Raw genomic sequence first — 7,793 nt, 5'->3', positions numbered from 1 at the left:
TAGTTGAATCAAGTTTTACACCTCTTCCTTGTGCGTTAATTTGGCTTGTCACCTTATTTTACCGCACAAATGGATAGAGGTGTAATTATTTTTACCGAACTGTCGTTTGCCGTTAATGTTTTTTGTAACAGACTCTAGTAGATTAGACCCGAAACAATTGCATAGATTCTTCCTTTTATTGCGGTCATTTAACTCCTCCTTGGGAATTACCGTAGTGGTATACATTGCAATACAGAAGGCCCGTTCCCGAGCCTTCTTCTTTTGAATTATGGTATTAATTTGACCGGTAGGGTTTTATTTATAGGCAAAACCAAATAGATACTTTCCAGAAATCGCGTCAATAACCACATTGAGCTGAGTAACCAATCTTTCGCCAGGTCCGTGGCTCCTCATTTGTAAACCATCAAATCTAACTATCCATGCTAGAATATTTTTGTATTGTTGATCGGATAAACGAACTAACTGTGCATCAACCTTTGATGTGTTTTGGTTAAATTCATGTCTTGCCTTATTAATAGCTGTTGTTTTATCAATTTTAGCTGATTCATCTGTCTCAGATACTTTTAAATCCATCCTTTGAAAATATTCAAAGTCCTTTTCACTAAAAAACTTTGTAGCAGGCTGAGGATAAATATTTCTAGCAATTTCATCATCCGTCACAATAGCCTTACTTGGTAAACTCGAAGATCTTGCAAACAGTGAACTGGAACTAAAAATTAGTACACTTGCAATTAAGATTGCCAGTAGACCCAGAAACACCGTATACTTCTTCACATTTTCCGTCCTCCCTTTATCTACCAATATTATTCTACATCTCCGAGACAATTCCTTTTTAATTGAGACTTTCTTATCGCTTTAGAAAACCCAATATTACTGTTTTGACTTCTAAAGTGCAAGGAATGTGGTACGGTAAAACGCTGTTTATACGACTGGGCGGGTTATCCATTCCACAGCAAAATCTACTGCTTTTCTCTGACTAAATAACTTTGTGTTTGCAGAACCAACAATCCCGTTAATAACAAAATCGGTCTGCTCAAAGTCTCGACCTATCTGTTCAAACTGTTCTGTCTCATATTCCAAATCCTTATATACCTTCCATAAACGCTTTCCCTTTTCAATTACAGGTGCTCCTGCCTCGAACACTTTTCTTCTCATTGAGCGATACTCAGCTAAATGAAATGATGTATTATTACCGAAACCCACGCCGAGTAGTAATACATATCCGTCTAGATCATAAACTCTACTTAATGGCGATTGTTCACCCAACGGAAGGTCTATGGTTTGATTAGCTACAATATAAGCTGCGTTTCTTCCCCATGCAGCAAATGAATATGCTGGGTGTGAACTTCGAACTGCACCGGACCACTTTCTAAAAACTTCTGGAATAGTTCCCATTCCCCTAGAAGGTGTGACTTCAGGTTCAAAAACTGGCATCGTCTCTCTGATAATTGGACACCACTCCCCCGGAACTGGTGGATTACCCCATAATGCAGGATCTGAATAGTCCCCAGAATGTGTCGGCATAACAATTGTCCCTGACGCAGTGACTACATCCATCAAAGCTTGAATTACTGTAACTGCTCCTCCGTTTACCCAGCCTAAAGCACTCAGCGAAGAATGCACCATAACAGTCATACCCTGTTGGATGCCAAGTCCGCCTAAGTCCTTAGAAATACTCTGTCGTGTTCTAGGAAAATCAGTGTTTTTTATAATAGCTTCTTCTGTCATTTTGCTTTAAAATCCTTTCTGACCTAGCCCTGTCGTACTACGTTCTGGGGATTCCTGTAGCGTCCCAACCACATACATTTTGGCAAAGTTACAGGAAAACGCTGTTATACGAAGCCATACGCCCCGCGAAGCCAGAGGCCACCAAGGACGTGGCCCCTTTCTATAGAAAACTCCTATAATCACATAATCGTCTCAAATCATAGGGTTATTTCTAATTTAAAAACTTTCTAAATCCTTTAGCTCTTTATCCTCTCTCTATTTAAAGGTTATCAGCAATCCCTTTCCAAACCCTTTTCTTTTTTACATTCACCTAATGATATGTCTAGGTTAACTGATCGGCTCGTTAAATTAGAATGTGAAATCGGTAAACGTCCTCATGTAGTTATGGAAGCCACGGGTAATTACTCCAAACCTATTGCGGCGTACTTTCAAGATGCGGGTTATAAAGTCATTGTATTAAATCCTCTCCAAACTCATGCCGAGAAAAAGAAATCCGTTCGCAAGGTTAAGACCGACCCCATTGATGCGAATCGGATTGCTCAGGTTTACTATTTGAATCAGTTTACCGAGGCCAAGCCTCTTGAGGAACATATCCTCGAGTTACAGAATTTCTGTCGCCAATATGAGGGTTTTAATATACTGAAACTCAACTTCGGTTTCGATCTGTCTTAGACCTTCTGTTTCCAAAGTTTGAGTCGGTGTTTGCTCACTTATGTAGTCCTACTGCTTTAAGCGTTCTTTCTTCTTTTCCTTCACCCGCAGCTATTTTATCGGCTAGCCGAAACCAGATTATCGAGTGTCTTAAGCCTGCAAAGAAGTCTCAAAGCTGGTACGAACTTAAAACGGATGAACTTATATTGGCTGCCAAGGAAAGTTTGCCTTTTAACCGCGCCCAACAATCAAACATACGGGTTTTAAGGATGTACATCGAACTCCTCTTATCCCAGCAAGACATTCTGACTGACCTACGGGCTCAAATGGTCTATTGGGCAAACTTTTCCTCGGATTACCCTCTTCTCCGTTCAATTCCTGGCGTAGGAGAGACTACAGCCACCACCATTCTCACTGAGATTGATGATATTAAGAGATTCCCGAGCGCAAAACAATTGGTCGCTTTTGCAGGCATTGACCCCTCTGTCTTTCAATCGGAAAAGTTTAAATCGAGTCATAACAAAATATCTAAAAGAGGGTCACCTTATCTTAGAAAAGCAATCTATCAAGCCACAGTGGCGGGAATCAGCAACCGAACTGGCGGCCCCTTAAACCCAATTCTCAGGAATTTTTACGTTCGTAAAATAAACGAAGGTAAGCCGGTTAAGATCGCTATTATAGCTACGGCTAACAAATCGCTAAGAATGATTTACGGGATTTTATCCTCACAACAGCCTTTTTCTTGTTCTAAATAACAATTCTCTGCGGACTTAGAGATTCCTTTTATTTACATGCTTTTTTCGTACTTACAACACGTAGACTAGCTTTGCTATATTCTATTTTTCTCAAAGCTTAGTCTAAAAAAACTTTTCCTTGACAGCTATTAGCTGGTTTATGTGATGTGCGACAACCCTAGATTCAGAGCCGCCATGGACTGCGGCACCCTAAATTTCTTGAATCCATGATGATAATTTGCTTTCTGCCTTATAGAGCTTTCCTCTGTCACCCAGATAGACTGAGTCACCATAAGTAACGATATCTAGATAATAATAAAGCCCGTTGAATTTCTCCGAATAAACTCTTAACTCGTACTGTGGTATTTGATTGGATTGAATTTCTTTTCCGGCTAATGAACTTTTTAAAGAAGCAATTAACTCTAAATCGTTTGTTTTCTTGGGGTTAGTTTTATCATCTAACCTAATCACTTCGACATGATCAATCGTTACATCTCTAATATCATAAGAAGGTATACCTATATTTCTATATATGGCGTCCCACATTAATCCTGAAACCATAACCCATTCCCGATTACTTTGACCCTCAATCCCTTTTACCCAGGTAGGAGAAATAAGGTTATTTTAGTAATTATATGCAGCATACCATTAGGTTCTTAATTTTTTGTTAGCTCGTAATTTTTATCATTTATCGTTAATAAATTATTGACTTTCGAATATAAATCCATATAATGTAATAAAAGGGAGGTATATTATGAGACAAGATAGCATTATAAGTTTGAAAAAAAGAGCGAGAACTATCAAAAATATCTTAGCACTTATCTTTATTATTGGGATAATATTACTCTTTGCAGCATTGATTGTATCTTTTATTTTATTCTCTGCTCCGGAACAAGGATTTACTGCTGAAAAGGGAAATCTAGATTGGTTTGTAAAATACAATCTATCCAATGGTACCGCCTTTGGTGTTTATATTCCTTTTAGGATTATACAATCTCTAAATATCGAAATGTTTAGCGCGAAATCCGCCTTCCTAACTTACTTGGCTTCAAGTGCAATTCTTAATATTGTTATTCTATATGGGTTAAAACAGGTGATAAACATTCTTAATACAATTTCGAGAAACACAACCCCATTTAATATCGATAATGTTAAAAGGCTTAAAAAACTAGCATCTTCAATGATCGTCTATTCAGTTGTAGTTGATCCAATAAGAAGTCTTTTAGGGTGGGTTTTTGTAACAAAAATTTTCTGTGTAGATCTATCAAATATTCATCTAAGTGGAATTTTAATTGCAGTGATTATCTTTATAATAGCTGATATATTCAAATATGGGATATTCCTTCAAGACGAAGTAGATACAACATTGTAAGGATGTGCTAAGCAGTGGCTATTATTATAAGATTAGATAGAGTATTAGTTGAACGAAAAATAAAACTTAATGAATTAGCAGAAGAGATTGGAATTACTAATGTAAATCTTTCAAACTTGAAAACCGGAAAAGTAAAAGCAATAAGATTTTCGACGCTCGACGCAATTTGTAAGGTTCTCAAGTGTCAACCAGGGGATATTCTAGAGTTTGCTGACCAAGAAGATACAGTAACTTAATTTTCTTATGATTAGGGTTACAAAGAACCGTAGGTATGTAATTTATGCCCTACGGTTCTTTTAAAATAGAATTCGATTAAACCGCGGAAAACCAGTCAGTCATGGCCATCGACCAAGTAAAACCAGCTACATAGTCTCCAATTTTCACCCCTAATACAACTAGACCGTCAGCACTTGCTTCTATGGTTCTACCACCGTCGATAATACTATGTGTATAGGGTTTTGGTGTCCAAGAAAAACCTACGCCGTAAGGAGAGATATAAGACGTGTGGTAGGTTACGGAGCTGAATAGATTTCTCTGATACGAGGAATTCCAATACTCTGTTGCCCAAACTTCTTGGGTAATATACCCGATAACCTCTCTTGTACCGAGCCAAACAGGGTGCGGAGTACCATAAAATTTACCATTAAAGTTCATTGGCTGAACCAACTGGTCAGCTGATTGTGGTACATCTAATTTTTCATGTAACTTTCCTATTGAGTTCTCAAAATCTTTAACCGAATTAAATTGTAGTTATTGGTTTTGTACATAATCACAAAATTTGTTAGCCACAGTCAATGGAATCCATAGCTACTACTAAATTGTTAAGACCAACCGGTATAACTGGCTCCAGAAGTAAAGCCGAAAAGAGCAAAAAACATGCGATTAACCACCTAGACATATAAAACCTCCTCCTTTTAAGCTAATCTCATATTTTAAGAAGGGCTTACAAAGGAAGAGATTATATGGAAAATTTTGTCTTATTTACTGTAAATTAAAAGTACAGAAGCCACTGACTCTGCACTTCGATCTACTTAATTTTATTTTTAATATATCTTATCTCATTATTATAAAAATCGACAAGATAAGGTTCACGTATGCCTTGATAATACTTCTTAAGAAGGGTGTAACACATTATTTGCTCAAGAGATGGAGGTAGGTTCTTTAATAAACTATGATATCGCTCTAATATTACATAGCTTCTTTGGTACTCTTTTTTAGTCAAATAGCGTTTTGCGATTGTACAAAAGCATGTTGCTAAAGCCAGGGTATCATTATTGTCTGATGACTCGTTCAGGATGCTATTTAATAGGTTATAGAAGGTTTAAGGAGTTCTGGAAGTTCACTTTTACTGACTTTTAGGTTGAGGGCTAGCGATTCCAGAATCTTATCATCTATATGAGATCTATGTCCATTAACTATCATGGATAAATAACTGCTACTTATGTTACAGTTTTTAGCAAAACTTGTAATGGTTAATGTTTGTTCTTTATTAATTGCTTTAGAGGGGTTGTACTCATATCGAAAACCTCCTTAAAAAGCCTTCTTTATATTGAAAATACCAGAAATCTGTTTCAGGAATACTCCCTTTCTTTCTAAAGACTAATTTGCCAATACTTCAACTTTCATTAGTTACTGAACCTACGTATTAAAATAGATCCAACGTCAGCCACCTTTAACTCATAATTCAATAAAATCCAATATATTCCTTATTTCATATCAGAATATGAAGAACAAGGCTGAAAGCACAAATATTTCCAGCCTTTGGATGCTTCTTTTCTACCTCTAACTAAATTAGGTTTTTCTTAGATTCAAAATAGTGTGCACTTCTGACCACTGCGGATTGCCGACGCATCCCAACCCGCTTTAATATTGGCTCAGAGATCTATTTATATTGAACCATTCCTCTTCTAAGATTGCATAGCTATATTCACTACCCCAATTTCCTTTAAACCAGACATTTTTAACAAAATGTGCTTCTCGTCTCATATTTAATCGTTCCAATAATTTAATAGAAGCTATATTCTCGCAATCAGTTATCGCAGAAATTCGATGTACTTCTAATTCAAAAAAAGCATAATCAAATACGCAGTAAAATGCTTCCGTTGCAATTCCTCTTTTTTGATAATCGCAAGATAAATTGCAACCCACTTCCGCATTTCTTGGTTCAAATTCATCAAGCTTTAGAGCACAATCACCGATTAAGCGGTTAGTCTCTTTATTTACGATACCCAATTGAAACCATTCCCCCTGGTTTCCCGGCTTTGAGTATCGATATTTCTTAATATAATCCAAAGCCTGATCAGGCATAAAAGGTTCCCAATATTGATACCTTGCTACATCCGGATTAGACCTGTAATATAAAAAATCTTCAAAATCATCTTCTACAGGCCTAAGAATTAGTCTAGAAGTTTCAAGTTTGTTAAATTCCATTAACTACCCCTCCATTGTCATTTGATAAGGTCAAATAAGTAATTCAACGATAATAGATAGAGCTACCTTTGTCAGATGAATACTTTTTATCCTTTTTCAGTCCGCCAAGGATGGTTGCTTTTTGCCACATGTCTTATACAGTTCCGCGTATTTCCGACGCGTCCCAACCACATTCATCTTAGCAAGTTTCCTGAATGACGTGTTAAGTGATGCTGTTTCCTTATCAAACCATCTCAAGCTTTTACCTTAATGCCTTTGCAGCAGTTGCTATTAAAGAATGGATTACGGTCCTGTTCCGATACTAATGATCTTCCATGGTGAATCTTTTTCCTTTTGGGCAACATAAATGAACCTAATTTGTTTTCCGCTGTTAGATGTAATCATCTTTTTATTCTCTGCGGAATACTCGGCAGTAACTTGAACCTCATCGAAGTTCTTCCCGTAAAGCTTGATTGGAGCTGCGGGAGAAACTTTTAGGTCTGTTAACTGCTTGGTATTTTTGAAATCTGCATCTGGGGCGTTTACATACTGCTGACCAATTTCATCCGACAAGCAATTTTTAGCCGTTGAATAATCGCCCGTAGCAATGCTGTTATAATAAGTTTCGACTACTTGGGTAGGAGTTAGTTTAGATAAGTCCGCACTTTTTGCTGCACCTGTAGTAGTTCCGCAACCCGAAATTAACGCTACGGCCACCATAGCTAGCACTAGTATTTTCTTCATTTTTTGCCCCTCTCTGATAGAGGTTGTTACAAAATAACGAAAAATATTAAACTGGCAAACAGACGTACTTAAATTCTGACGTTTTAGTTGGCTTTAAAACCCTCGTGGGATGTGACTTAGATAAGAACTAGAGATATTGACAAAAACCTCCTCAA

9 protein-coding genes and 1 pseudogene are annotated in these 7,793 nt (G+C 37.1%); 3 read left to right on the top strand and 7 right to left on the bottom strand.

The window, feature by feature from the left end; genetic code table 11:
* Nucleotides 1-294: 294 nt before the first annotated feature.
* Entirely contained in the window at nucleotides 295-774 is a 480-nt protein-coding gene (locus tag VM640_RS10955) for a hypothetical protein (protein ID WP_325392131.1), read from the bottom strand.
* A gap of 147 nt (nucleotides 775-921) precedes the next feature.
* The gene (locus tag VM640_RS10950; protein WP_325392129.1) at nucleotides 922-1,728 is read right to left on the bottom strand and encodes an AAC(3) family N-acetyltransferase; all 807 of its coding nucleotides are present in this window, start codon (nucleotides 1,726-1,728) and stop codon (nucleotides 922-924) included.
* Nucleotides 1,729-1,974: 246 nt separating this feature from the next.
* On the opposite strand from VM640_RS10950, the pseudogene VM640_RS17235 reads away from it, so the two are divergent.
* Nucleotides 1,975-3,134, top strand: a pseudogene (locus VM640_RS17235) (IS110 family RNA-guided transposase).
* A gap of 189 nt (nucleotides 3,135-3,323) precedes the next feature.
* Here VM640_RS17235 and VM640_RS10935 read toward each other — a convergent pair.
* Entirely contained in the window at nucleotides 3,324-3,674 is a 351-nt protein-coding gene (locus tag VM640_RS10935; protein WP_325392123.1) for a hypothetical protein, read from the bottom strand.
* Between the two features lie 193 nt (nucleotides 3,675-3,867).
* On the opposite strand from VM640_RS10935, the gene VM640_RS10930 reads away from it, so the two are divergent.
* Together VM640_RS10930 and VM640_RS10925 are read left to right on the top strand one after the other, a co-directional pair.
* Complete coding sequence (locus tag VM640_RS10930; protein ID WP_325392121.1) at nucleotides 3,868-4,485, top strand: DUF2975 domain-containing protein; 618 nt, start codon at nucleotides 3,868-3,870, stop codon at nucleotides 4,483-4,485.
* A gap of 14 nt (nucleotides 4,486-4,499) precedes the next feature.
* A complete protein-coding gene (locus tag VM640_RS10925; RefSeq protein ID WP_325392119.1) occupies nucleotides 4,500-4,721 on the top strand; it encodes a helix-turn-helix domain-containing protein in 222 nt (73 codons plus the stop codon).
* Between the two features lie 76 nt (nucleotides 4,722-4,797).
* On the opposite strand, the gene VM640_RS10920 is transcribed toward VM640_RS10925, so the two are convergent.
* The 4 genes from VM640_RS10920 to VM640_RS10910 form a co-directional block, all read right to left on the bottom strand.
* On the bottom strand, nucleotides 4,798-5,139 hold the full coding sequence (locus VM640_RS10920; protein WP_325392117.1) for a hypothetical protein: 342 nt from the start codon (nucleotides 5,137-5,139) through the stop codon (nucleotides 4,798-4,800).
* 648 nt (nucleotides 5,140-5,787) lie between these two features.
* Nucleotides 5,788-5,979 carry a helix-turn-helix domain-containing protein gene (locus tag VM640_RS17180; RefSeq protein WP_414647962.1) on the bottom strand — a complete coding sequence of 64 codons (192 nt, stop codon included), beginning with the start codon at nucleotides 5,977-5,979 and terminating at the stop codon, nucleotides 5,788-5,790.
* Nucleotides 5,980-6,348: 369 nt separating this feature from the next.
* Complete coding sequence (locus VM640_RS10915) at nucleotides 6,349-6,915, bottom strand: GNAT family N-acetyltransferase (RefSeq protein ID WP_325392115.1); 567 nt, start codon at nucleotides 6,913-6,915, stop codon at nucleotides 6,349-6,351.
* A gap of 282 nt (nucleotides 6,916-7,197) precedes the next feature.
* Complete coding sequence (locus VM640_RS10910) at nucleotides 7,198-7,638, bottom strand: DUF4829 domain-containing protein (RefSeq protein WP_325392113.1); 441 nt, start codon at nucleotides 7,636-7,638, stop codon at nucleotides 7,198-7,200.
* Nucleotides 7,639-7,793 lie beyond the last annotated feature (155 nt).

Origin of the sequence: Desulfitobacterium sp. (assembly GCF_035539115.1) — a bacterium.
Taxonomy (GTDB): Bacteria; Bacillota; Desulfitobacteriia; order Desulfitobacteriales; family Desulfitobacteriaceae; genus Desulfitobacterium_A.
Note: the sequence above shows the minus strand (reverse complement) of the source record. Positions and strands in the feature narration are given on the sequence as shown.

Excerpts from the sequence above, each read along its gene's own strand:
- VM640_RS10920 (WP_325392117.1), bottom strand. The coding sequence starts at position 5,139 with ATGAACTTTAATGGTAAATTTTATGGTACTCCGCACCCTGTTTGGCTC.
- VM640_RS10930 (WP_325392121.1), top strand. The coding sequence starts at position 3,868 with ATGAGACAAGATAGCATTATAAGTTTGAAAAAAAGAGCGAGAACTATC.
- VM640_RS10935 (WP_325392123.1), bottom strand. The coding sequence starts at position 3,674 with ATGGTTTCAGGATTAATGTGGGACGCCATATATAGAAATATAGGTATA.
- VM640_RS10915 (WP_325392115.1), bottom strand. The coding sequence starts at position 6,915 with ATGGAATTTAACAAACTTGAAACTTCTAGACTAATTCTTAGGCCTGTA.
- VM640_RS10950 (WP_325392129.1), bottom strand. The coding sequence starts at position 1,728 with ATGACAGAAGAAGCTATTATAAAAAACACTGATTTTCCTAGAACACGA.
- VM640_RS10910 (WP_325392113.1), bottom strand. The coding sequence starts at position 7,638 with ATGAAGAAAATACTAGTGCTAGCTATGGTGGCCGTAGCGTTAATTTCG.